The 24,323-nt window shown below is 66.6% G+C and carries 15 protein-coding genes; 6 read left to right on the top strand and 9 right to left on the bottom strand.

Annotation, left to right across the window (positions count from 1 at the left end):
• Positions 1 to 53 precede the first annotated feature (53 nt).
• The 3 genes from bluB to ACZI8W_RS04155 all read right to left on the bottom strand — a co-directional run bounded on the left by bluB (position 54) and on the right by ACZI8W_RS04155 (position 2,752).
• Complete coding sequence (gene bluB / locus ACZI8W_RS04165) at positions 54 to 725, bottom strand: 5,6-dimethylbenzimidazole synthase (RefSeq protein ID WP_463367229.1); 672 nt, start codon at positions 723 to 725, stop codon at positions 54 to 56.
• Positions 726 to 779: 54 nt separating this feature from the next.
• Positions 780 to 1,274, bottom strand: a complete 495-nt coding sequence (locus ACZI8W_RS04160; protein WP_463367228.1) for a glutathione peroxidase — start codon at positions 1,272 to 1,274, stop codon at positions 780 to 782.
• A gap of 116 nt (positions 1,275 to 1,390) precedes the next feature.
• A complete protein-coding gene (locus tag ACZI8W_RS04155) occupies positions 1,391 to 2,752 on the bottom strand; it encodes a cation:dicarboxylate symporter family transporter (RefSeq protein ID WP_463367227.1) in 1,362 nt (453 codons plus the stop codon).
• A 203-nt stretch (positions 2,753 to 2,955) separates the two neighbouring features.
• Between ACZI8W_RS04155 and ACZI8W_RS04150 the strand changes: the two genes are divergently transcribed.
• From ACZI8W_RS04150 to ACZI8W_RS04135, 4 genes are all read left to right on the top strand, one after another.
• A complete protein-coding gene (locus ACZI8W_RS04150) occupies positions 2,956 to 4,560 on the top strand; it encodes a sensor histidine kinase (protein WP_463367226.1) in 1,605 nt (534 codons plus the stop codon).
• The gene (locus tag ACZI8W_RS04145) at positions 4,557 to 5,249 is read left to right on the top strand and encodes a response regulator (RefSeq protein WP_463367225.1); all 693 of its coding nucleotides are present in this window, start codon (positions 4,557 to 4,559) and stop codon (positions 5,247 to 5,249) included. The genes ACZI8W_RS04150 and ACZI8W_RS04145 overlap by 4 nt, the downstream gene beginning before the upstream one ends.
• Before the next feature lie 130 nt (positions 5,250 to 5,379).
• A complete protein-coding gene (locus tag ACZI8W_RS04140; protein ID WP_463367224.1) occupies positions 5,380 to 6,057 on the top strand; it encodes a FadR/GntR family transcriptional regulator in 678 nt (225 codons plus the stop codon).
• The gene (locus ACZI8W_RS04135) at positions 6,032 to 6,877 is read left to right on the top strand and encodes an ABC transporter ATP-binding protein (RefSeq protein ID WP_463367223.1); all 846 of its coding nucleotides are present in this window, start codon (positions 6,032 to 6,034) and stop codon (positions 6,875 to 6,877) included. Before ACZI8W_RS04140 ends, ACZI8W_RS04135 begins: the two co-directional genes overlap by 26 nt.
• A gap of 16 nt (positions 6,878 to 6,893) precedes the next feature.
• On the opposite strand, the gene ACZI8W_RS04130 is transcribed toward ACZI8W_RS04135, so the two are convergent.
• The 3 genes from ACZI8W_RS04130 to ACZI8W_RS04120 all read right to left on the bottom strand — a co-directional run bounded on the left by ACZI8W_RS04130 (position 6,894) and on the right by ACZI8W_RS04120 (position 11,823).
• Complete coding sequence (locus ACZI8W_RS04130; protein ID WP_463367222.1) at positions 6,894 to 8,723, bottom strand: siderophore-interacting protein; 1,830 nt, start codon at positions 8,721 to 8,723, stop codon at positions 6,894 to 6,896.
• Between the two features lie 83 nt (positions 8,724 to 8,806).
• Positions 8,807 to 10,933 carry a S9 family peptidase gene (locus ACZI8W_RS04125; RefSeq protein ID WP_463367221.1) on the bottom strand — a complete coding sequence of 709 codons (2,127 nt, stop codon included), beginning with the start codon at positions 10,931 to 10,933 and terminating at the stop codon, positions 8,807 to 8,809.
• A gap of 5 nt (positions 10,934 to 10,938) precedes the next feature.
• On the bottom strand, positions 10,939 to 11,823 hold the full coding sequence (locus ACZI8W_RS04120; protein ID WP_463367220.1) for a phosphoribosylaminoimidazolesuccinocarboxamide synthase: 885 nt from the start codon (positions 11,821 to 11,823) through the stop codon (positions 10,939 to 10,941).
• Positions 11,824 to 11,981: 158 nt separating this feature from the next.
• On the opposite strand from ACZI8W_RS04120, the gene ACZI8W_RS04115 reads away from it, so the two are divergent.
• A complete protein-coding gene (locus ACZI8W_RS04115; RefSeq protein ID WP_463367219.1) occupies positions 11,982 to 12,860 on the top strand; it encodes a siderophore-interacting protein in 879 nt (292 codons plus the stop codon).
• Between the two features lie 78 nt (positions 12,861 to 12,938).
• The gene (locus ACZI8W_RS04110) at positions 12,939 to 13,349 is read left to right on the top strand and encodes a hypothetical protein (RefSeq protein WP_463367218.1); all 411 of its coding nucleotides are present in this window, start codon (positions 12,939 to 12,941) and stop codon (positions 13,347 to 13,349) included.
• A 128-nt stretch (positions 13,350 to 13,477) separates the two neighbouring features.
• Here the strand turns inward: ACZI8W_RS04110 and entS are convergent, their stop codons facing one another.
• Genes entS through ACZI8W_RS04095 form a run of 3 tightly spaced genes read right to left on the bottom strand, consistent with a single transcriptional unit; the run spans position 13,478 to position 24,256 of the window.
• Positions 13,478 to 14,737: an enterobactin transporter EntS gene (gene entS, locus ACZI8W_RS04105; RefSeq protein ID WP_463367217.1), complete on the bottom strand. Its 1,260-nt coding sequence runs from the start codon at positions 14,735 to 14,737 to the stop codon at positions 13,478 to 13,480.
• Between the two features lie 10 nt (positions 14,738 to 14,747).
• A complete protein-coding gene (locus ACZI8W_RS04100; RefSeq protein ID WP_463367216.1) occupies positions 14,748 to 14,969 on the bottom strand; it encodes a phosphopantetheine-binding protein in 222 nt (73 codons plus the stop codon).
• 32 nt (positions 14,970 to 15,001) lie between these two features.
• Positions 15,002 to 24,256 carry an amino acid adenylation domain-containing protein gene (locus ACZI8W_RS04095; RefSeq protein WP_463367215.1) on the bottom strand — a complete coding sequence of 3,085 codons (9,255 nt, stop codon included), beginning with the start codon at positions 24,254 to 24,256 and terminating at the stop codon, positions 15,002 to 15,004.
• Positions 24,257 to 24,323: the final 67 nt, after the last annotated feature.

Here is a 24,323-nt window from a genome sequence, read left to right as displayed (position 1 = left end):
CAATCGCAACGGCCGCCGACATTCCTGTGTCGGCGGCCGTTGCGGTACGGACGTCAGGCGTCGGCAGGGTCCTTTTCGAGTGCCGCACCCGCGAACGTGTCGCGGTGCACGGCGTCGGTGAGCGGGCGTCCGGCGCGCCACCCGAACCGCTCGAGATCGGGGACCTCCTGCAGCGCGGTGACCGGTCCGACGCACAACCATGCGATGGGCCGGACCGGATCGGAGACACCGACGAAGTCGGCGAGGAACGGTTCCTCGTAGAACGAGACCCAGCCCACACCGAGTCCCTCCGCGGTCGCGGAGAGCCAGAGATTCTGGATCGCGAGCACCGCGGAGAACAGACCGGATTCGTCGATGGTGTGACGACCGAGGATGTGCTTGCCGCCGCGGTCCGGGTCGTAGGTGACGACGATGCCCGTGCCCGATTCGACGATGCCCTCGACCTTGATCGGATCGAAGGTTCCCTTGCGGTCCTCCGGCAACGAGTCGGCGAATGCCTGACGGCATCCGGCCACGTGCTCGGCGAACTGCGCGAGACGCTGCCGATCCTGCACGACCACGAAGTCCCAGGGCTGAGTGTTGCCGACGCTCGGTGCGTGGTGCGCGGCCCCGAGGACTCGCCACAGCACTTCTTCGTCGATCACGTCCCCGCTGAACTCGGCGCGCACGTCGCGGCGCATGCGGATGATGTCGTACAGCGCGTCGCGCGCATCGGTGGGAAACATGTCTTTGCTGCTCTGTTCTCGTGCTGTGTCGATCAGGATCAGGGTCGATCAGGATCAGGCCGGAAGGATCTCTTCGAGCGCGTCGATCACCTCGGGTGCGTCGGGCTCGGTGCGAGGACGGAAACGGTTCGCGATCGTGCCGTCGGGCGCGATCAGGAACTTCTCGAAGTTCCACTGGATGTCGCCTGCTTCGCCGCTCGCATCGGCCTGCTTCGTCAGTTCGACGTAGAGCGGATGCCGGTTCTCGCCGTTGACCTCGATCTTCTCGAGCAGCGGAAACGTGACCCCGTAGGTGGTGGAGCAGAACTCCTGGATCTCGTCGGCGGTACCGGGTTCCTGACCCATGAATTGGTTGCACGGAACACCGACGACGAACAGCCCGCGGTCGGCGTAATCCTTCGCGAGCTGCTCGAGCGCGGTGTACTGCGGCGTCAGGCCGCACTTGGAAGCAACGTTGACGACGAGCAGCGCGTGGCCGTCGTACGCACCGAGGCTGGTGGGTTCACCGGAGAGGGTGTTGATGGCAATGTTCTGCAGTGGCGTGGTCATACGACCAAACTATCGTGTCGGCTGCGCCACGGGCCCGGCACAGCCGCGCGGCCTGCGGACAGTAAGGCCGTGATCGGCACCAGGTTTCTGTCCGCAGGCGGCGCGTACGTCGAACGCTATGCACCCACCTTCTCGAGGGTGTGCTCCTTCTCCGGCTCGGGGAACCCGTGGTCGTCACCCAGTGCGCTCTCGTCGAACGGCTGCCGGCCCGAGAGCACCTCGTCCACCCGCTCGCGGTCGATCGACCGGGTCCAGGTTCCGATCAGGAGCGTCGCGACGGCGTTACCGGAGAAATTGGTGACCGCGCGCGCTTCCGACATGAAGCGGTCGACACCGACGATCAGCCCGACACCGTCGAGCAGGTCGGGACGATGGCTCTGCAGGCCACCTGCCAGCGTCGCGAGGCCGGCACCGGTGACCCCGGCCGCACCCTTCGACGCGATCACCATGAACACCAGTAGCGACACCTGCTCGGACAACGTGAGCGGACTCCCCATGGCGTCGGCGACGAACAACGCGGCCATCGTCAGGTAGATCGCGGTTCCGTCGAGATTGAACGAGTATCCGGTGGGCACGACGACACCCACGGTGGTGCGCTCGACGCCGAGATGCTCCATCTTGGCGATCAGGCGCGGCAGCGCGGACTCCGACGACGACGTCGCGAAGATCAGGAGGTATTCACGGGCAAGGTAACGGACGAGTCTGAACACCGAGACCCCGGCGACGGCCTTGAGCAGCGAGCCGAGCACACCGAACACGAACACCAGGCACGTGAGGTAGAAGGCGAGCATCAACGCACCCAACTGCACGACTGCGTTCAGGCCCGTCTGCCCGACCACGTTGGCGATTGCGCCGAACGCTCCGATCGGTGCGAGCCACAGGATCATCGTCAAGATCTTGAACACGAGCTTCTGGACATGCGCGACGCCGCGCAGAATCGGTTCGCCGGACTTCCCGATGCCCTGGAGTGCAAAGCCCACGAGCAACGCCACGAACAGTGTCTGCAGCACGCTGCCCGCGGTGAGCGCCGACAATAGCGACGTGGGAATGATCGACGAGATGAACTCGGCGGTGCCGCCGGCGGCGTGCGCCTGCTCCGCGAGTGCGGCGCCCGAGTCTGCGGTCGCCGGGTCGAGTGTGAGACCCGAGCCCGGGTCGAGAAGATTGCCGACCCCGAGTCCGATCGCGAGGGCAACCGTGGACATCCCGATGAAGTAGACCAGGGCGAGGCCACCGATCCGGCCGACGCTGGCCGCGGCACGCACCGATCCGATGCCCAGCACGATGGTGCAGAAGATTACCGGGCTGATCATCATCTTGATGAGATCGACGAACATCGTGCCGAGCACACCGAGCGACTTGCCCGCCTCGGGCGCCTGCCATCCGACAATCACGCCCGCGACCACCGCGACGATGACTCCGATGTACAACCAGTGGGTGCGGTCGCGGCGTTTCGCCCCGCGCGTGGTGATACTCATATGTGCCCTTCACGTTGTGGTGCGGTGTCGGCGACGAACCTGCTCGAATCGGGGTTCTACCGGCTCGGATACGGTGACCGAAGTCACGCTCACTGTGAACATCGTGGAGTGAAGGGCTTGTCCACAGAAGATTGCGTGCATTGTGTTCACGGGGAAACGCGCGCGTGAGCGATCGGTGAAACGGCGCGCGGCGGGAGGTCGACATGGGGTCAGGACCGGGCCGGAACCGTCCCTCGAGCGTCGCGCGACAACTGCTGATCCTGCAGCTGGTGGTGTTCACGGTGATGGTCGTCGTGGCGGGGGTCCTGTTCGTGCTCGACGAACGCCGCGAGGCCGACAACGCAACCGGTCGCGAGGTGAGCGATATCGCCGACACCTTTGCGCAGTTTCCCGAGGTCGCCGAGGGCATCGTCGCGGGCGCCCCGGACGGCGCCCTGCAGGTGCGGGCCGAACAGGTTCGCGTCTCCACCGGGGTCGATTTCGTGGTCGTGATGGGCATGAACGAGATCCGGCTGACCCACCCCTCCCCCGAACAGATCGGGCTGCCGTACACCGGCCACACGGATGTCGCCCGGGCGGGCGAGACGTTCACCGAGGTGTACACCGGTTCGCTCGGCCCGTCGATCCGGGCTGTCGCACCCGTGTACGACGAGACGAACGACCTCGTCGGCTTCGTGTCCGTCGGCGTGACCCGCACCCATATCTGGGAGGAGTTCGTCGCGGGGCTACCCACGATCCTCGGAATAGTCGCGGCAGGTGTCGCGGTATCGGCCGTCGGCGCATATCTCATCGCCCGGCGGTTCCGCCGGCAGACATTAGGGCTCGACGCGCGACAACTCCGCACTCTCTACGAGCATCACGACGCGGTGCTGCATTCCATCGGCGAGGGGTTGCTCGTACTCGATATTGAGCCGTCACGACCGCGGATCGACGTCGCCAACGACGAGGCACGGCGACTCCTCGATCTCCCGCACACGGGTCCGGTGCCGTTCGACGCGCTGCCCGCGACCCTCCGCGATCTGGCGACCCGCCACGACGTGCGGGACGAAGTCCACGTGACCGAGGGCCGTGTACTCCTGGTCAACAGCGATCCAGTGCGGTGGGACGGACGAATGCTCGGCACGGTCGTGACGCTGCGGGACCATACGGAACTGCAGAGCGTGCTCGGCGAACTCGACGCGGTGAAGGGTTTCGCCGATTCACTGCGCGCGCAGGCCCACGAATCCGCCAACCGTCTGCACACGATCATCACCATGGTCGAACTCGGCAGAACCGCCGAAGCGGTCGCCTTCGCGACCGACGAGCTTGCACTGTCGCAGGCGCTCATCGACCGCCTCACCACCGCCGTACGTGAGCCCGCGCTCGTCGCGCTACTTCTCGGAAAGAGTTCGGACGCCTCCGATCGAGGTGTCGAGCTGACGATCACCGAGGACACTGCACTCGAATCCACCTCGACCATGAGCACTCGCGACCTGGTGACGCTCGTGGGCAACCTCGTCGACAATGCGATCGACGCCGCGCGCACGTCGGACGAACCATGGGTCGAGGTGGGGATACGGCAGGATGGAACAACCATGATCGTCGAAGTCGCCGACAGCGGACCGGGCATGTCCGCACAGACCCTGGCCCGAGCAACCACCCGCGGCTATTCCACGAAGTCCGATCATCACGGGCTCGGTCTGGCGTTGGTCAACGGACTCGTCGCCAAGTACCGAGGAAGCCTGCGTACCGAGCAGTCTCTCGGCTCGATGGTGGTCGTGGAAATCCCGCTCGATCGCACCGGTACCGACGACGGTGCTGGCGAATGATCCGTGTCCTGATCGTCGAAGACGATCCGCTGATCGCGCAAGCCCATCGCGAATACCTCACTCGCATAAGAGGATTTGCCGTCACGGCGACGGTGCACACCGGACGGGATGCACTGCGCGCCGTGGCCGCCGCAGCCCACGGAGGCGAGCCGATCGATCTCGTACTCCTCGATATCGGACTTCCCGACACCAGCGGACTCGACGTCGCGGCCTCGCTCAGCGTGTTCCGGCCGAGCCCCGACATCATTGCTGTGACCTCGGCGCGCGAACTCGAAGTGGTGCGCACCGCTGTTGCTCGCGGGATCGTGCTGTACCTGCTCAAGCCGTTCACCTTCGCGGCCTTGCGCGACAAGCTCGACCACTACGTGGCCTACCGCGAGGCACTCGACAGCGGGAGCAAGGCTGCCGGTCAGCACGAGATCGATCGGGCAATGGGCGCTTTGCGCTCATCCGACAGCCGGGCCTCGAGCCCCAAGGGGATCGTCCCGGCGACACTCGATCGGATCGTCGGCTATCTCCGCAAGGCCGACGGCCCGTGCACTGCGGCCGAGGTCGGGGCCGGGATCGGGGTATCCCGGGTGACGGCGTGGCGCTACCTCGAACGCCTCGCCGACGACGGGGCGCTCGCGCGGGTCACCGAGTACGGCAAGGCTGGGCGTCCGCAGGTGCGCTATACCCGCCGGCCGTGACCGACGCGGTCACCGCCGGCACCGGAGACCGACGGCGGAGCCGGATCGCACCACTTGTCAGACAAGCGCTACTCTGTGCACTGGTGTAGCGTAAGGACCGGCGCCGGAGAACAACACAAGGAACGAGAGGATGCAGGCACTCACACGGACACCATTGTCCGAACAGGCGGCGGAAGCATTGCTCGACGAGATCGGCAACGGGCGATGGGAGATCGGCGAACAACTTCCCGGTGAAGTGGCACTGGCGCAGGAGCTGTCCGTGGGACGCTCGACAGTTCGCGAGGCCATTCGCCGCTTGGCCGCTCACGGGGTTCTCACCACCCGGCAGGGTGTGGGGGTGTTCCTCGCGGCGCGGGAACCGGTGGCACCGTGGAATCGGCTGGTCCAGATCGGAGAGATCGTCGAGGTGGTGCAGGTCCGGGTCGCTATCGAATCACGGGCTGCCGGGCTCGCAGCCCTGTGCCATCACGGCGATGACGAACGATCGATCCGGCAGGCACTGGACGCACGCAATGCTCTCGTTTCCGGCACGGCCGAAGACCTTGCCGCAGCGGATATCCGACTACACCGAACGATTGTTGCGGCCGCACATAATTCACTGTTGCTCGCGCTGTTCGACAGCCTGCAACAACGCCTGATCGGCGCCATGACCGATCTGCTGGTCATGATGCCTGCAACCGACCGCGACGCGGCCGACCACGTCGCCGTCGTAGAAGCAATCGTCGCGCGGGACACCGATGCTGCCGAGAAGCTGACCAGGGCACACCTGCTGGGACTCGCCGATGCCCTTACCCGAAACCACCGATGAGGACCACGTGAACATCGACAGCCGCCCTCCGGTCCTCCAGGTACACGGCGTCAGCGTCGTGCGCCAGGGCCGCCCGCTCATCGCATGTATCGACTTCGAGGTCCGCGCAGGCGAACAGTGGACCTTACTCGGGCCGAACGGCGCCGGAAAATCGACGCTACTCGCCTTGTGCGGGGCACGACTACACCCGACCACCGGCACGGTGCACGTCCTCGGGCATCGGCTCGGGCGTGTCGACATGCGCTCGTTGCGTACCCACATCGGCCATGTCGACCCACGGACCCGCATCGACCCTCACGTCACCGTGCGTGAGGCAGTGCTGACCGGACTCTATGCGTCGAGCGCGCTGCCGCCCCGAGCCGAGCCCTCGGTCGCCGAACGGACGAAGACCGCAGAATTGATCGAGATGCTCGGCCTCGGTGCGATCACCACCAGCCCCTGGTCGGTGCTCTCACAGGGAGAACGGGGCCGCGCCTTGATCGCGCGCGCCCTGGTCACCGACCCAGACCTGCTTCTCCTCGACGAGCCGACAACCGGTCTCGACCTTGCGGCTCGCGAGACTCTGCTCGGTGCCATCGCCGAGCTACAACAGCTCCGTCCTGAACTGTCCTCGGTGCTGGTCACCCACCACCTCGAAGAACTTCCGGCGTCGACGACACATGCTCTTGTCCTCGCGGGCGGCACAGTGGTGGCTCGCGGTGGCGTGGAGGACACCTTGACCTCCGAAACGATCACGCGTGCGTTCGGGCACCCGATCGTCCTCGAGCGCCGCGCCGGACGCTGGTCGGCCACCGGAGCTGTTGGAGCACACAGCGGTTAGACACGGCGCGCCGCGGTCAATGCGTCCCGGTGAACTCCACAACCGTCGAACCCCAGCCGATCGCTCCGAATCGGGGCTCTCCACAGCCCGCGTCCGAAATCAGCGCGGACAGTTCCGCCGCGGTGCGCTTACCCGATCCGTGCAGGCACAGATTCAGGAGATCGGCCTCGGTGTCGTGGTCGTCGGTGGTTTCCGGGTCGAGCAGATCAGTGACGAGCACGACCCTGCGCGCGGATGCACTGAGCGCGCCGAGCAGTATTCGCGCATCGGCGTCCGGGTGGAAGTCGACGAGGTCGACCGCAACGGCCAGGTCGACGGGTGCTACCAGGACGGTGAACTCGCTGGCGTCGACCCGGCCGATCCGGGCCCGTCGAGAGTCCGCCACGTCGCCCAGATTCCGGGTGGTCTGCGTGGGCAGTCCCACGAGAGTGATGTCGAGTTCCGGGCGGAGACGGGCGAGAGTGTCCGCGTACACCCCGGCGCCCTCCCCGTAGAGCGCGACGGTGCGTACCCCGTCGAAGTCGAGTGCATCGGGGAGAGCCGGTGCGCGGTAGACAGCTCCCGAGGCGACCTCCTCGTGGTAACCGTCCGCGAACGCAGCGTCCTGCTGTTTGTCCGAGAAGCTGTGTCCGGCCGCGGGAGCCCCCGTCCGCACCGATTCGAGAAGCCCCAGGAACGCCAGGTCGAGCCTGGTGTGGATCTTGTCGAAGTGCAGAGCCTCGCTGGCGAACGCGTCCTGATCGGCGAGGATCGATCCCATCTCGGTGAGCACGAATCGCCCGTCCTCGACCGCGATCAGGTCCATCAGCACCAGATGGCGCAGCAGCTTCGCCGTCGCGCCGGCGTGGGTCCGGCACTCGACAGCGATCCCCTCTGCGGTGCCGGCACCGCCGTCGATCGCCTCGAACAGACCGACCGTGACCGCTGTCCTGATTGCCAACGGGGGCAGCAACTCCGACATCTCGTGCAGTTGCGTGTCCGGGTCGACCTCGGTGTCCGCGGCGGCGGCCTGCGGCGCCGGTACGGTCGGCGCGACCTCACGGTGACGCCAGTAGCCGGTAATCTCGACGAACTGCTTGGCGATCTCCTTGTCCTGCTTCGCCCAGCGACGCAACGGCTTGATCGTCAGAGTCTCGCCCGCAACCCACAAATACGGCTGGCCCGGCCGCCATGTCGCTGCCTTTACTGCCTCGACCAGCCGCGACTCACCGCCACTTTCGGAACGGACCAGCCACGTGAGGTCCAGAGGTGCCTCACACTTCAGTTCCTGGCGATGCGACGGCTCGGCCACCTCGATCACCACCGTCGCAGGCAGGTCGGGCGGGAGTTGCTCGAGACAGTGCGCGATCGCGGGCAACGCCGTCTCGTCGCCGGCGATCAACATCCAGTCGGTTTCACGCGGCAGGCCGGCCGAGTGCTTCGGTCCGGCCATCAGGATCGTCTCCCCCGGCTGCACGCGATTCGCCCAATCGGAGGCCAACCCGCCCTCGTGCATTGCGAAGTCGATGTCCATCTCGCGCGTGTCCGCGTCGAAACGACGCACCGTGTAGGTCCGGCTGTATTGAAACGCTCCCGACGGCCATTCGACGGCGCCGCTGTCGGAGTTCCGCGGCACCTCGAATGGCAACTCCCCGGTCCGGGGGTCGACGGGCAACAGCTTGACGTCGTCGTCGAAGCCGCTGGTCCGCACCGGGGGCAATTCGACACCGTCTCGAACGTGACTGGCCATCGATGGTCCGCCGACCGTCACCCGTCGCATACCGGAAGTGACATCCTCGACTCGGAGGACGTCGACCTCCCGAATGCAGATCGGAAACACCTCGACGTCACGAACAGTTCCTGCCATCGATAGACCCTTCTCCACTGGATCGGCGCTCGCAATGCACAACGGCCACCTATGGTGCCATGGAGTCGATCTGCGGTGGGACGCTAGGAACGGAGCACCCCGGAAGTCTCCAGCACCCACGCGAACTCGAACGCCACCTCACGCCACTTCTCGTATCGACCCGACACACCGCCGTGACCGGCGCTCATCTCGGTCTTGAGCAGCAACGGCGACTCCCCCGTCTTCGTCGCACGCAGCTTCGCCACCCACTTGGCGGGTTCGACGTACAGCACGCGGGTGTCGTTGATGCTCGTGATGGCGAGGATCGCCGGGTAGTCCTTCGCCTCGACGTTCTCGTAGGGGCTGTACGAGCGCATGTACTCGTATACCTCCGGGCTCGCGAGGGGATTGCCCCATTCATCCCACTCGATCACCGTCAGCGGCAGCGACGGGTCGAGGATCGAGGTGAGCGGATCGACGAACGGCACGTTCGCGAGAATGCCCGCGAACAGTTCGGGCGCGATGTTCGCGACCGCACCCATGAGCAGTCCGCCCGCGCTGCCACCGTCGGCAACGAGCCGATCGGGGCTCGTCACGCCGGTGTCGACGAGGTGCCTCGCGCACGCGACGAAGTCGGTGAAGGTGTTCTTCTTCGTGAGCGACTTGCCGCGCTCGTACCAGTGGCGGCCCATCTCTCCACCACCGCGTACGTGCGCGACCGCGAACACCATGCCGCGGTCGAGCAGCGACAGTCGCGCGACCGAGAAACCGGGGTCGATACTGGCCTCGTAGGATCCGTACCCGTACAGCAGGGTCGGGGCGTTCGCAGTTGTGCCCTTCTTCGCGACGATCGACAAGGGGATCTTCGTTCCGTCGTCGGCACTCGCCCAGGCGCGGCGCTGCTCGTAGCGCGACGGATCGAAGTCGCCGAGCACCGGCTGCGACTTGCGCAGCAGCAGCTCGCCCGTGCCCACGACGTACTCGTAGACCCGCGTCGGGGTGATGAACGAGGTGAATCCGAGTCGCAGGGTGGGCTGCGTCCACTCCGGGTTCGCTCCGGGACCGACGGCGAACAGCTCCTCGTCGAACTCGAGTTCGTGGAGGTCGCCGTATCCGTCGTCGGTCAGCGGCCACACCGCGAGCCGGGTGAGTGCTTCGCGTCGGTAGCTCAGCACGAGGTGCCCTTCGAACGCCTCGACATCTTCGAGACGAACGTCCTTTCGGTGTTCGATCAGGGTGCGCAGCGCCGACGGATCCTCGACGGGGGCTTCCGCGAGGACGAAGTTCTCCGCTTTCTCGCCCGTGCCCGGGTCGACATCGTTGTGCAACACCAGGAACCGGTCCCGGCCTCCGACGACGGCGTGCTCGGCGCCGTATTCGACACCTTCACGACGAGGCAGCAGAACGCGGAATTCGCCTGTGGGATTGTCGGATTCGAGAACCCACCCCTCGGTGGTGATCTTCGATCCCACCCAGATCATCAGGTACTTCTCGCTACGAGTTGAGCCGATCGACACCCAGTACCGCTCGTCGGGCTCGTGGAAGACCTTCACATCGTCGTCGACGGCGGTGCCGAGCCGGTGCCGCCACACGGTGTCGGGGCGCCAGGACTCATCGACCGTCTGATAGAAGATATGGCTGTGGTCGAGGGTCCACGTGGCGCCGGGCGCGGTGCCGGGGATCTCGTCGGTGAGGAGTTCACCGGTGGTGAGATCCTTGAACTTCAGCGTGTACCGCTCGTCGCCCACGACGTCGGTCGAGTACGCAAGCAGAGTGCCGTCGTGGCTGAGTGAGAACGCACCGATGGAGAAGAAGTCGTGCCCCTCGGACTCGACGTTGCCGTCGAGCAACACCTGCTCGCCGGGCAATTCGGTGCCTGCCGTGACCTCCGGCGGGGTCCAATCATCTGGGTCGGTGATCGGGCACCGGCACTGGATTCCGTACTGCTTGCCTTCGACGGTGCGGGCGTAGTACCACCATTCGCGCATGCGGGTGGGAACCGACATGTCGGTCTCCTGCGTCCGCGACTTGATCTCCTCGAAGATCGACTCCCGAACCGGTGCCAGATGCGCGGTCTGCGCCTCGGTGTACGCATTCTCGGCTTCGAGGTACGCGGTCACGTCCGGGTCGTCCTTGTCGCGCAGCCACTCGTAGTCGTCGACGAACGTGTGGCCGTGATGGATGCGCTCGTGCGGAACCTTCGTGGCAACGGGCGGGGTCGGGGAGGTCATCGTGGTCAGCCGATCCAATCGTCGAAGGACAGTCCGGAAATGCGTTCGTAGGCCTCGATGTAGCGTGCACGGGTCTTGTCGACGATGTGCTGAGGCAATGCCGGAGGCGGGGTGTCGGAGGCACGATCCCACCCGGATTCGGCGCTGGTCAGCCAGTTGCGGACGATCTGCTTGTCGAAGCTCGGCTGCACCTTCCCCTCTTCGTACTCGGCCAGCTCCCAGTACCGGGACGAATCGGGGGTGAGCACCTCGTCGGCCAGCACGAGGTTGCCGGCCTTGTCGCGACCGAACTCGAGTTTGGTATCGGCGAGCATGATCCCGCGCTCGTACGCATAGATCGCTGCGCGGTCGTAGATGTCGAGAGTGTCCTGACGCAACTGCATCGCCAGGTTCAGTCCCACCTTCTCGGCGACCTGCTCGAAGCTGACGTTCTCGTCGTGATCGCCGAGCGCGGCCTTGCTCGCAGGCGTGAAGATCGGCTCCGGCAACTTGCTGGCTTCGACGAGACCGCTGTCCAGGGTCACCCCGCACACAGAGCCCGTGGCCTGATAGTCGGCCAGGCCCGACCCGGTGAGGTAGCCGCGTGCCACACATTCCACCGGCACCATCTCGAGGCGCTTGACGATGAGCGCGCGGCCGAGGACCTCGGCGGGAATCCGCTCGTCGTCGGGTTCGCCGGCAAGATGGTTGCTCGCGTCGAGGAGGTCGAAGAAGAACACACTCATCGCGGTGAGGACTCGCCCCTTGTCGGGGATCAGCGTGTCCAGGACATGGTCGTAGGCCGAGATCCGGTCGCTGGCCACGAGCAGCAGGTGCTCGTCGTCCACGATGTAGAGGTCGCGGACCTTGCCGCCTGCCAGGTGTGAGTAGGACTCGAGTGAAGGACGCACGGTGACACCTTAGTAGTCAGCACCGCCGCGTATCGCACGCCGTGGCGGATATCCTATTTGCCGGAAAAGACTTGTGACGATCGTCCCGGACGACGACGTAGCGAATCGGCGGATGGTGGCGAGCCCGTGCCAGGTCAGGTTCCCCTAATGTGACCGGTATGACGAATCGAGACGGGCTACTTCCTTCACTCATCGAAGTGTCGGCGATCGTGGATATCACGCCGGGTATGCGGCGGGTCACCTTCGCCGGGCGCGGCGTCGAGGTATTCGCGGCCGATCCGACGCGGGTACCGAACATCAAGCTCGTCTTCCCCCGGGCGAACGGCGACCTGGATGTTCCCGGCAACGACGGTCGTGGCCGTCTCACCTGGGACGATCCGACCGTCAAGCAGCAGATCCGCACGTACACGGTCCGGCGGCTCGATGCAGACGCAGCCGAGATGGACATCGATTTCGTCAAGCACGGCGACGAGGGCCTCGCCAGCGGATGGGCCGAGCGCGCACAACCCGGTGACGTGATCGGCGCTGCGGGTGGCGGTGGCGTCACCGCGGCGCGATCCGACTGGTACCTGATCGTCGGTGACGAGACCGCCCTGCCCGCGATCGGCCGGATGCTCGAGCACATGCATACCGATGCCACGGGTGTCGCGATCATCGAGGTCGCCGACGTGCACGAGCGGCAGAACCTCGCGCATCCGGCGGGCATCGAAATCCGGTGGGTCCACCGCGACGGCGCGCCGGCCGGTACGACAACGCAGTTGTTCGACGCCGCGACCGCCGTCGAGATCCCCAGCGCAGCACTCACGAAGTTCGCGTGGGTATCGGCCGAGTCGAAAACGGTACTGGCCATGCGGAAGTGGCTGCGCAAGGAGGCAGGCTTCGACCGCAGGTCGACACTGGTGATCGGCTACTGGCGACGCGGTATGTCGGAGACCGGTTACGGCACGACCGCCGACCACGATCGCGTCGACGACGAGCACGACGACGAGCACGACCATGGGCATGGGCATGGGCATGGGCATGCACACTCCCATTGAGACAACACCGCGGCGGTGTCGTAATTGCAACGGAACCGCTTGTTCCGTTCTGCCGCGCAATCAGGCACCATCTTTCCGGTGAGGACCAGACGCGGCGACAACCGATCCACCGACGACATGACGTATATCCCGCTCGGCTCGTCCGGCCAGGCGTCGATCGAACTGCGGAATGCCACGGCGATGCAGGACACTGCAGACTACGAATCACTGCGCGCAGCAATGGACGCGGAGTACTACTGGCGCGGTGTCAGGGAAACGTTCCAGATCGCGGATGATTCGTTCACCATGGTCTCGAGGGAGACACGCGATCGCCTCGACATCTCCGCAGCCGTGATGGCGCGCGCATCCCACTGGGTCAGCACCATCGAACTGGCCGCGGAGGGAGTGCACCTGTACGGGGCTCTCGTCGCATACACGCAGGGTGTCGGCGACAGCTACTCGGCGATCGAATCATGGGCGCACACCACGAAAAACGCCCTGCGGCCATGACGCGGATGCTGTGACCGGTCGGGGCCTCCCGCACGAGCAGCACCGAGCCCGGTAGGGTCGGCCGTGTGCCGGCGGGGGCACACGGCACCATTACGCTCGTGCTTGTGAAGACGATCCCCGGACAGGGGCTAGGTGCTCACTTCCTCGAGGGTCTTGTGGTCACCGTCGTCGAAGGTCCGCAGGGTCTTCATGAACACCGCCAGGATCACGGTGAGCAACAATCCGGCCGCACCGTAGGCCGCCAGCGCAACCTCGATCGGCACCAGGGACGCCACCACACCCGCGGCGACCGCCCCCAACGACGTACCAGCGGTGACCTGCGCCGACCACACCGCGGCAATGCGGCCGCGGTATTCGTCGGCAGTGTTGCGCTGCACCGTTGCGAACCGGACGACGTCCGCGAGAGAATCCCCGAACCCGAAGGCCGCCAGCCCGAGCACCACCACGATGAACACACCGGTGACGCCGGCACCGGCCAGTCCCGCCGCGGACACGGACATCAACACGAAGATCACCAGCCCGGATCGGCGCACCGATCCCGTCCACCCACTGGTGAGGGAACCGAGCACAGCACCGACCGCCGGTGCAGTGTAGAGCAGCCCGACGACCGACGGCCCCGCATTCAGCACCTCGTCCGCGAACTCCGGAATCAGCACTGCCCAGCCGGTCAACAGCATGGCGACGAAACCCACGACGAGCACCTGACCGACCACCCGGTTGCTCACTGCGTATCGGAAGCCAGACACGATCGAACCCAACGGCGATTCATCCGACACCTTCTCAGGTGGCAGCGAAGGTAGTCGAGTGATACAGAAAGTGGTGATAACGGTGGTGAACGCGGCAAGCGAATATGCCAGTCCCACACCACCGGCCGAGATCACGACACCACCCAATGCGGGCCCGACCATCGATCCGAGGTCTGCGGTGAGCGCCATCAACGCACCGGCCGCCGCCAGTTTGTCCCGAGGTACCAGGCTCGGCGTCACAGCCATGAGCGCAGTGGCCGAGATACCACCCGCGATTCCGTCGACGACCGAAAGCACGTAGATCGCCCACATCTGCGGTTCGGGGAGGAATGCGTTGACGGCGAGCAACGCGAACGCTACCGCGGCCGTCCCCCGGGCAATCGCAATCACGTTGCGCCGGTCGTATCGGTCGGCCAGTAGTCCACCGACGAATGTTGCTGCGAACGTTGTGATTCCGAGGATGGTGGATACGGCGGCGACATGCGCCGTCGACCCGGTGAGCTGGTACACCTGTATCGGCACCGCGACGATGAGGAATCCGAGCCCCAGCAACGAGACCACACGTGCGGTGAACAGGAAGCGGAACTCCCGGCTCGTGCGGAGCGGCCCGATATCGATGGTCAATTTGTCGACGAGTGACACGGCAACCTGCTCACTGCCCGACGAGCAATGAGAACCAGTGCTCGAGTTCGGGTTGTTCGGCGAGGGAGACGAAGTCGACCTCGGCTCCGGTTCCGCGCCACTGCTCCACCAGCGCCATCAGGCGCACCGAGTCGAGTCCCTGGTCCACGAGACTCACCGTCGGATCGAGTTCGTCGTCGTCGAGTTCGAGGATTCGTGCGGTGTCTTCGATCATGGTCATGCGATCCAGCATTGAGTTTCTCCTCCTGTTACGAATGTGCGCTGCTACGAACGTGTGCGACTGCCGGCGAGAAGCCGCGTGTTGTCGTCGGTCAATGCCACGACCATCAGTTCCCAGGCGCGCGCAAGAGCGTCGAGCATGTGTGCGTCGACCACTCCTGCCGCCGCCGCGAACTCGCAGTCGAGAACCGGTCCGAGCGGCGTGTCCTCGGTGATCGCGTCGACCAGCAGCACGTGGCCGAGCGGTGTGGACGAGTCGACGGAACCGCCCATCGCCGTGGCTTCGGGTGCACCCGACCACGGGCTTCCCGACTCCTCGCCGAGGGTCAGTCGTCCGAGATAGTTGAAGACCACATCCGGCGGCCGATAGTCCGCGAACCGCTCCGCGAACTGCGAGTCGAGACGTCGTAGGATTCCGAACCCGATGCCGTTGTCGGGCACCCGACTCACAGCCGCCGCCGTGGCCTGCAGCGCGGCGCCCGCGCTGCGAGCATCGAGGGGCGCACCGGCGACATCGACGTCCGACAGGTCGACCACCAGCGGATACATCGACGTGAACCACCCGACCGTGCGTGACACATCGACACCCGGCACCACCTGTTCCTCCCGGCCGTGTCCTTCGCGGTCGATACGGACGACGTCCCCACCGCGCACCGATGCAACCGCCACGGCGAGCGCGGCGAGCAGGACATCGTCCACGGCATCCGCCGCAAGAACCCGTTCGGTGACGTCGACGGGCAGGCGGACCTTCACCGACCGGGTGTCGTGGACAGTGTCGCGTGCCGGATCCAGCGGCCGGGAACCCAACCGGGGTTCGTCCGCTGCCACCGCCTGCTGCCACGTAGTCCAGGACGTGACGATCCGCTCGGACCGCGCCGCCTTCACCAGTTCCGCTGCCCACACCCGGAAGGGTGTACCGGCAGAGGTCAGTCCGACGACCTTCCCGCTTCCGGCCTGCTCGACGGCGTCGGCGAGATCGGGTACCAGGATGCGCCACGACACACCATCTACCACCAGATGGTTCACCGCGAGGAGCACACGGCCGGCACGGTCCGGCCCGAAATCGAACCAGACCACCTGCATCATGACGCCGTTCGCCGGATCCAGTGCTTCGTACGCAACCTCACGCTCACGCGCGAAGACGTCCGTGAAATCGTCGTTCGAGGACAGCGCCACGCGGCGCACCATGTGTTCTGCACCAACATGTTTCGCATCTGCGAACTGCTCTGGCACCGTCCACTGTGCTGCGCTGCTCTCGGTAATCACGAATCGCGATCGCAGCATCGGGTGCGCGGCGAGCAGGGCCTCGACGGCTGCCTCGAGGACCGGCACGGTGAGGCCCACGGGCGCGACGAGCAGGCGTGCCTGTGAGAACCGGTCGAGGCTCACTCCGGGCTCGAGCACATCCCACACGATCGGCGTCACCGGCACATCGCCGGTGGCGACGCCGAGCACCGCCGGCACCGCAGAGCCGGGTTCGGCGGCGTCGATCGCGACCGCGAGATCCTCGACCGTGCGCAGTTCGAGCACCTGCCTGGTAGTGATCCACATTCCTGCCGCGCGCACCTTCGACACCAGCTGGATGGAGACGATGGAATCACCTCCGAGCGCGAAGAAGTCGTCGTCGACACCCACCCGCTCCAGACCCAGCACGTCGGCGACGACCCGCGCCAGCGCGACCTCGGTCGGTGTGGTGGGTGTCCGGCTGCCGACGAGCAACGAGAAATCGGGTTCGGGCAATGCCTTCCGGTCGACCTTCCCGTTTGCGGTCACCGGGAACACGTCGAGGACGAGTACAACGGCCGGCACCATATAGTCCGGTATGCGTTCCGCAACACGTCTGCGCACCGCGGACGGGTCGACGTCGCCGTCGGGGATCACATATCCCACCAGACGCATGACGCCGCGCGCATCGGTGTGGGCGAGCACCACCGCGTCACGCACACCCGGCACGGCGGTCAGGACCGCTTCGACCTCGCCGAGTTCGACGCGGAACCCGCGGATCTTCACCTGGTCGTCGCCGCGCCCGAGGAAGTCGACGACCGGCGTCTCTCCTTCACCCCACACCCGTCGGACGAGGTCGCCCGTGCGGTACATGCGGGCACCGGGGTCGCCGAACGGACCGGGAACGAAACGCGCACACGTCAAGTCGGGCCGGTCGAGATAGCCGCGGGCAACGCCCGCTCCGGAGACGTACAGTTCGCCGACCACCCCGATCGGGACGGGACGGAGCATCGGGTCGAGGACATAGGCACCGGCGCCGTGGACGGCCCGGCCGAGGCACGGGGCGTCAGCGTCGGTGACTGCGCCGATGAGCGAATCGACGGTGCATTCGGTAGGACCGTACAGGTTGAAGGCCCGGCCATCAGTGAGCATCCGAAGCCGTTGCCACGAAGCCAGATTGACGGCTTCACCGCCGAATCCGACGGCGGCCGGACGATGGTCGCCGTCGTAGAGTCCGGCCGCGAGCATGCGGTCCAGGAACGACGGGGTCACCTCGAGGAAGTCGAGTTCGTGGTCGAGCGTGTACGCCGTCATCCGTTCCGGGTCGCGCATCGTGTCTTCGTCGAACACGTGCACGGTGTGGCCGTCGAGAAGCCACAGGGTCGGCTGCCACGACGCGTCGAATCCGAACGACCAGGCGTGACCGACCCCGATGCTGTCGCGGCCCGATGCGGCCACGGTCGGGAGGTAGAGGTCGGCTCGGTGACTGTCGAACAGGTTCAGCAGATTCGAGTGAGTGACGGCGACGCCTTTCGGGAGGCCCGTCGAACCCGATGTGTAGATGACGTAGACGCCGTTGTCCGGGTGCAGTACACCGAGTCTGTCCGTGTCGGTGACGGGCACGGCGGGCAACTCCTCCAACTGCTGCTCGACGGCGGGGTCGTCGAGGACCACGAGGCGAGCATCGCCGGTGATCGGGGCGATGCGGCTCTGCACCGACGCGACCGTCACGATCACGCGTGGCGCCGCATCCGAGACGAGGTGCGCGAGCCGGTCCTGCGGGTACGACGGATCCATTGGGAGGTACATGCCACCTGCGCTGATGGACGCTGCGATGGCCACAATCATGTGTTCTGAGCGCGGCAGGGCAAGACCGACCACGGTCTCCGGGCCGATGCCTGCCTCGATGAGCAGGCGTGCCACACGCGTCGACCTGTCCCCCAGGTCCGCGAACGACAAGGTTGTCGCACCGGACACGACTGCATCGGCGTCCGGGGTACGGGCGATCTGCCGCGCCAGAAGATCCGCGACAGTGCTCACGCCGCATCCCGGTGCGGGCGCGGTCGCCGACCACGCGCCCGACAGTCCGGCACGTTCGGATGCCGTCAGCAGATCGAGTGCCGCGACGGTCGACGGGCGTTCGGACGCGAGTTGCTCGAGGATCCGTACGAGGCGTTCACCGAGGGCAGCGGCGTCACGATCGCTGAACAGGTCGGTGCGGTATTCGAGGCCGAGGTGCAACGTGTCGTCGAGTCCCGCCACGAGTACCAGCGGGAAGTTCGTGGCGTCGCTACCACCGACCGACGTGACCTGCAGACCACCGTCGCGCTGTGCGCGGTCGAGCGCGTCCTTGTCGATCGGGTAGTTCTCGAAGACGAGGAGGGTGTCGAACAGATCGCCGATGCCCATGGCACGCTGGATATCGGCCAGGCCCACGTACTGGTGGTCCATCACCCGGTTCTGCGCGCTGTGCGTGCGGGTGACGACGTCGGCAAGAGACTCGCCCGCGGCAGTGGTCACCCGGACGGGGATCGTGTTGATGAACAGGCCGATCATCGACTCGACCCCTGGCACATCGGGAACACGTCCCGAGACGATGGCCCCGAAGACCACGTCGCTCCTGCCGGTGAGCGCTCCGATCAGGACACCCCACGCGGTCTGCACGAGGGTGTTCACCGTGACTCCGCTCCCTCGGCTCGTCGAGGCGAGGCGTCGGGCCAGTCCGTCCGGTCCCGGCACGGTGAGCTCGCCGGGGAACTCCGGACGCAGGGCTGCACCTGCCGGTGCGACGCGAGTCGGTTCGTCCACTCCGTCGAGTACCTCACGCCACACCTCGACACCTGCGGCGACGTTTTGCTGTCCGAGCCAGGTGAGGTAGTCGCTGAACGGCGCCACCGGTGGTAGCGACGACGCGCTCCCCCCGGCCGCGTAGATCTGCAGGAGTTCTTGCACGAGAAGCGGGGTCGACCATCCGTCGGAGACGAGGTGGTGCATGGCCAGCAGCAGTCGCGCCGAGCCGGGGCCGGTGACCGCGAGGGTGAATCGCACGAGGGGCGCTGCCCCGACGTCGAATCTGCGGGCGCGGTCCGCCTCCAGGAGGTCCGCTACTCGGGCGTCGAGGTCGATCGTGTCGCTCAGGTCGAGTTCGGTCAGTTCGGGAACGGCAGTGCGTCGTACCACACCCACCGGCTCTCCGGAGGGTCCGATCTGGAACCCTGTGCGCAGCACTGCCTGCCGGGCGACGAGTTCGTTCATCGATCGACGCAGCCTCGCGACATCGACCGGCCCTTCGAGGTTCAGGACGGACTGCATGATGTACACGTCGACACTCGCATCCGCGTCGCCGTCGTCGAGGCCGGACAGGAAGTACATGCCGCGCTGCAGCGGCGTGAGGGGCACGACGTCCTCGATCCCTCCGGGTGTCGCGGCATGCAGGTCCAATACGTCGTCGACGGTGAATCCGGATGCGGTGAGCGCCGACGGTACGGGTACGCCGATCGCGTCGGTGGAGGCGACACCCACCAATAATTCCAGTGTTGTGCACCACTTTTCGCCGATCCGGCTTACGATGTCAGACGCGAGAGCACCGGCCGAGAACGTGAACACTGCGGACAGCGCGGCGCCGTCCGGGCCGTCCTCAGTGATCGCATTGACCTCGAGGACGTGATCGAGCGGTGTGGACGGGTCGACGGAACCGCCGAGTGCTGCGGTCTCGGGCGCCGCCGACCACGGTGCCTGAGCGCTCTCGCCGAGGGTCATCCGCCCGAGGTAGTTGAACATCACCTCGGGGGCCCGGTAGTCGTCGAACCGCGTACGTGTCGCGGTGTCGAGGTGCCGCAGGATACCGAAACCGATGCCGTTGTCGGGGATTCGCGCGATGGATTCTGCGGCGTGCGCGACCGCGCGTACGAGGTCGCTTCCGGTAAGTGCGTGCTCGCTGCCGAGTTCGACGGTCACCGGATAGAGCGAGGTGAACCATCCGACGGTGCGCGACAGGTCTGTACCCGGCGCGATCTGTTCTTCTCGACCGTGCCCTTCCAGATCCACCCGCAGTGATGCTCCGCCACGCACGTCGGTGACGGCCAGTGCCAATGCGGCGAGCAGAACATCGGCGACACCGATCCCGAACGCGGCCGGGACGGTGGTCAGGATTCGCTCGGTGAGTCCCGTGGGGACCTGTACCTCGATCGACGAGGCGGTGGCGACGGTGTCGCAGGCCGGATCGAGCACTCTCGAACCGACAGCCGGTGCGTCGACCGATTCGACCGAGGGTGCCCACACGGGCCACGACGCCGTCACACGGTCGCTTTCCACCGCGGCGGTGAGGGAGGTCGCCCAGTCCCTGAACGAGGTGCCGGAGGTGTCGAGTTGCGGAGTGTCACCACGACGTGCGGCGTCGACCGCTGAGGCGAGGTCCGGCACCAGGATGCGCCACGAGACGCCGTCCACGACGAGATGGTGAGCGACGACGAGGATGCGTCCGGCACTCCCCGGCCCCGGGTCGAGGAACACGACGCGCAGCATGGTGCCGGCCGCGGGGTCGAGTGCCGCGACGGCATCGGTGTGTGCGGAGTCGACGAGTTCGGTGAGGTCGTCGTGCTCCCCGGTGGGCATCGTGATCCGGTGGACGAACGGGGCCGCGTCGGGCACCGCCTCGGGCACGATCCACGAGGGAGCGGCGTCGTCGCTCGTGAACTGCGAGCGCAGCATCGGGTGCGCGGCCAGTAGCGCCTGTACAGCGGCGACGAGATCCTGTTCCCGCATGCCTGCAGGCGCGATCAGTACCCGTGACTGCGTGAATCGGCGCAGCGTGTCGGAAGTCATCGTCGCGAGTGACTCCCGGACGATCGGGGTGATCGGGACCGAACCGGTCGCGACCGCGACCGAACGTGCCGGTTCGGCAGCGGGCGTGTCGCAGTTCGCCGCGATCGCGGCGGCAGTCCGCAGTTCGAATACCTGTCGCGCCGTCGCATGCACTCCTGCGGCGCGCAACCGTGACACGAGCTGGATGGAGACGATGGAATCGCCTCCTAGCGTGAAGAAGTCGTCGTCGACACCCACGTGTTCGAGGCCGAGAACGTCGGCGATCGTCGCGCACAGAGTCTTCTCCGTGTCGGTGCGAGCCTGGCCGGACCCCGCGAGTACCGCGAAGTCCGGTTCGGGTAACGCCGTGCGGTCCACCTTGCCGTTCGCGGTGAGAGGTAGCGCGGGTAGTGCCACGATCACCGCGGGAACCATGTAGTCGGGCAGTTGCGCGGCGAGCGCCGTGCGGATTGCGCCCGTATCGACGTCGTCGCCTGCGATGTATCCGACGAGTCGGGTGACCGCGCGCGCATCGGTGTGCGCGACCACCAAGGCCGTGCGCACGGTGTCGTGTGCGGAAAGGGCGGCTTCGACCTCGCCGAGTTCCACGCGGAATCCGCGGATCTTGACCTGGTCGTCGTCGCGGCCGAGGTATTCGAGTTGCCCGGCCGGAGTCCATCGCACGACGTCCCCCGTGCGGTACATACGGGCAGCCGGTCCGAACGGGTCGGCGACGAAGCGGCCGGCAGTCAGCCCGGGACGCCCCAGATAGCCCCGGGTGACGCCGTTGCCGGAGACGTACAGTTCGCCGGCGACACCGAGAGGCACTGGCCGTAGCCAGTGATCGAGTACGCGGACTCGGGTGCCCGGTGTGGGGCCACCGATGGTGACGGTGTCTCCGGAAATCTGCGCGCTGGTGGCGTCGACGGTGCATTCGGTGGGCCCGTAGCAGTTCTGCGCCCAGACGTCCGCGGCGGCGAGACGCTCCCACAGCATGCGGCTCACCGCCTCGCCACCCACGGTGACCGCAGCGGGGGTGTGCGTGGCCGGATCGAGCAGTCCCGCGTCGAGGAGCCGGGCCATGAGGACGGGAACGGTGTCGATGTAGTCGATCCGGTGGGTGCGCACGTAGCCGACGATGTGCTCGACATCGGCGCGGTGCTCGTCGGACAGCACGTGTAGCACATGGCCTTCGAAGAGCCACGTCAGTGCTGCGACGGCTGAGTCGAAGGCGAAAGGGTAGGTCAGCAGGACGCGCCACTGCCCGTCGCGCGGGGTTCGGCCCCCGCAGTGCATCGCGGTGGTGCGCTGGGCGGCGTGCAGGTCGGCGAGGTTGGCATGGGTGACAGCGACGCCCTTCGGCAGGCCGGTGGACCCCGATGTGTAGATCACGTAGGCGGTATGCGCGGGCTGTAGCGGGCCGCGACGGTCCGCGTCGGTCAGCGGGGTCGCGGCGAATCCGGCGCGGGCGGAGTCCACGGCCGGATCGTCGAGCACGAGCACCTCGACACCCTCGAGCAGCCGGCCGAGCGTCGCGGCGATCTCGGACGTGGTGATCACGAGTCGGGGCGCGGCGTCGGAGATCATGTGCTGCACGCGGTCTGCTGGATACGACGGGTCGAGCGGCAGGTAGGCGCCGCCGGCGGTGAGCACGGCGACGATCGCCTCGATCATCTCGGCGGTGCGGGGCAGTGCGAGTCCGACCCGGTCGTCCGGTCCGACGCCGCGGTCGACGAGCAGCCGCGCGAGTTGCGCCGAGCGGGCACCGAGTTCGGCGAAGCAAAGCCGCCTGTCACCGCATACCACGGCGGTGCGGTCGGCGTCGGCAACAAATGTGCTCGCGAGCACATCGGCGACGGTGTGTGCGGCAGGTGCGGGCGGCGCGGCGGACCAGGTGCCGAGCACCCGGTCGCGGTCGGCGACAGGTAGTACGTCGATGTGCGCGACCGGCATGTCGGGACCGGAGGCGAGCGCACCGAGGATCGTGATGAGCCGGGCACCGAGTCTCCGGGCCTCGTCGACACTGATCAGCGACTCGCGGTGATCGAGCCCGAGGACGAGGCGATCGGACATGCCTGCGGTGAGGACGAGTGGGTAGTTGGTGGCGTCGGTGCCGTCGGTGTCCGCGATCGCAATGCCGCCCTCCCGCTGCGCGCGGTCGAGCGCGGCACGGTCGACGGGGTAGCTCTCGAAGATCGTGAGAGTGTCGAACAGCTCGCCGATTCCGACGTCTCGTTGTACCTCGGAAATCCCGAGATAGTGATGGTCGACGGTGCGGGATTGTTCGAGCTGAACGTGGCGGAGCAGAGCGCTCACCGTCACGGCGGGGTCGAGCCGCACCCGCACCGGCACGGTGTTGATGAACAGACCGACCATCGACTCGACGCCGGTCAGTTCGGGCGGGCGCCCGGATACGGTAGCGCCGAAGAGGATGTCGTCGCGGCCGAGCAGACCTGAGAGGAGCATCGCCCACGCTGTTTGCAACACGGTGTTGAGCGTGACGCCGGTATCGCGGGTGAGTTCCGACAGTTTCCCGGTGAGGGCCTCGGGGACCGGGACATCCAGTTGGGCGCACCGCTCGGCCGAACTGGTGGATCCGGGGGGTGTGAGAAGGCTCGGTTCGCTCACGCCGGACAGGGTCTCGCGCCAGAGTGCCCGTGCGGCATCGTGATCCTGACGACCCAGCCACGCGAGGTAGTCGCGGTAGGGCCGAACGGACGGAAGGGCCGATGCCGAGCCCCCGGCCGCATAGATCTCGAGCAGCTCACGGACGAGGATCGGTGTCGACCAGCCGTCGACGACGATGTGGTGCGCGGTGAGCAGAAGCCGCACGTCGTCGGGCGCGAACCGTACCGACAACCATCGCACCAGCGGCGGCTTCGCGAGATCGAACCAGGTGCGCAGGTCCGCGTCGACGAGTTGCTCCAGCCGGGCCTGCGCCTCATCGGGCGCAAGCCCGCTGAGATCTTCGGAACTCCAGATCGACTCGACGCCGCCGACGACCAGACCCGCGGTGCGTCCGTCTTTGCGCGGGCGGAAACACGTGCGCAGGGACGCGTGTCTGTCGAGCAGCGACTGCGCCGACTCGCGCAGCCGGTCCTCGTCGACCGTGCCCGTCAATCGGATCAGGGACTGCACCGTGTAGGCGTCGGGGTCTGCCGTCCCCGCGATGCGAGCGGTCTCGTCAGGAGCAGCGACCGTACTCAGATAGAGCAGTCCCTCCTGCAGAGGTGAGAGCGGGACGATGTCTTCGAGCGCGGTGGAGCGAGTCATCTCTGCTTTCCTGACGGTACGGGATATTTCGGACACGACGACCACAGCCCCCGAGTCAGGGACGTCG

The organism is Rhodococcus ruitaii (assembly GCF_055230935.1).
The sequence above is the reverse complement of the archived record's forward strand: the minus strand, read 5'-3'. Positions and strand labels throughout refer to the sequence as shown.